The sequence below is a fragment of the Blautia sp. AF17-9LB genome (assembly GCF_003479185.1).
GTDB classification, from domain to species: domain Bacteria; phylum Bacillota; class Clostridia; order Lachnospirales; family Lachnospiraceae; genus Fusicatenibacter; species Fusicatenibacter saccharivorans.
The window spans coordinates 1,280-2,930 of sequence record NZ_QUGU01000038.1; the positions used below are offsets into that span (position 1 = coordinate 1,280).

The 1,651-nt window shown below is 54.0% G+C and carries 1 rRNA gene (only partly in view); it reads left to right on the top strand.

The features are described from left to right. Nucleotides 1–1,651 (top strand): 23S ribosomal RNA (locus DWX00_RS19325) (it extends 1,275 nt beyond the left edge of the window).

The window sequence follows — 1,651 nt, forward strand, 5'->3', positions numbered from 1 at the left end:
ATGAAGCAGTACCGGAAGGAGCTGTGGAGTGCCAGGAAGAGAGAATGCCGGAATGAGTAGCGAGAGAGAGGTGGGAATCCTCTCGGCCGAATATCCAAGGTTTCCAGGGTAAAGCTGATCTGCCCTGGGTAAGTCGGGGCCTAAGGAGAGGCAGAAATGCGTATCCGATGGACAGCAGGTTGAGATTCCTGCACTATCTTAAAACAGAACTGTGGGGACATTTGTGGAGAGCACAGGCGCGGAACGGAAAGCCGCGTGCAAGCGAAGGAGGAGTCACATAGGAAAAACCGTGTGGCAATCCAGAGGCGTGATGCGGACCGAACTAAAGTAGGGAAGTGTGTGAGCCATGAATCAAGAAAAGCCGCTATTGTTTTTAAGATACCCGTACCGTAAACCGACACAGGTGGATGAGGAGAGAATCCTAAGGCCGGCGGAAGAAGCATTGTTAAGGAACTCGGCAAAATGACCCCGTAACTTCGGGAGAAGGGGTGCCAACGAGAGTTGGCCGCAGAGAATAGGCTCAAGCAACTGTTTAGCAAAAACACAGGTCTATGCAAAACCGTAAGGTGAGGTATATGGGCTGACGCCTGCCCGGTGCTGGAAGGTTAAGAGGAGAGGTTAGCGCAAGCGAAGCTTTGAATTTAAGCCCCAGTAAACGGCGGCCGTAACTATAACGGTCCTAAGGTAGCGAAATTCCTTGTCGGGTAAGTTCCGACCCGCACGAAAGGCGTAATGATTTGAGCGCTGTCTCGACAATGCATCCGGTGAAATTGAAGTACCAGTGAAGATGCTGGTTACCCGCGCCAGGACGGAAAGACCCCATGGAGCTTTACTCCAGTTTGGTACTGGGGTCCGGCAGTGCATGTACAGGATAGGTGGGAGGCTGTGAACCTGGAACGCCAGTTTCAGGGGAGCCATTGTTGGGATACCACCCTTGTGCTGCTGGGCTTCTAACCAGCGGCCTTTATCAGGCCGGGGGACAATGCCAGACGGGGAGTTTGACTGGGGCGGTCGCCTCCGAAAGGGTATCGGAGGCGCTCAAAGGTTCCCTCAGAATGGTCGGAAACCATTCGAAGAGTGCAAAGGCAGAAGGGAGCTTGACTGCGACACCGACGGGTGGAGCAGGTACGAAAGTAGGACTTAGTGATCCGGTGGTATTAAGTGGGAATGCCATCGCTCAACGGATAAAAGCTACCCTGGGGATAACAGGCTTATCACTCCCAAGAGTTCACATCGACGGAGTGGTTTGGCACCTCGATGTCGGCTCATCGCATCCTGGGGCTGTAGTAGGTCCCAAGGGTTGGGCTGTTCGCCCATTAAAGCGGTACGCGAGCTGGGTTCAGAACGTCGTGAGACAGTTCGGTCCCTATCCGGCGTGGGCGTAGGATATTTGAGAGGAGCTGTCCTTAGTACGAGAGGACCGGGATGGACTGACCTCTGGTGTACCGGTTGAACCGCCAGGTTCACGGCCGGGTAGCCAAGTCGGGAAGGGATAAACGCTGAAGGCATCTAAGCGTGAAGCCCCCCTCAAGATGAGATATCCCATTCGAAAGAAGTAAGACCCCTTGAAGACGACGAGGTAGATAGGGCAGAGGTGGAAGTGCCGTAAGGCATGGAGCTGACTGTTACTAATCGGTCGAGGGCTTGACCT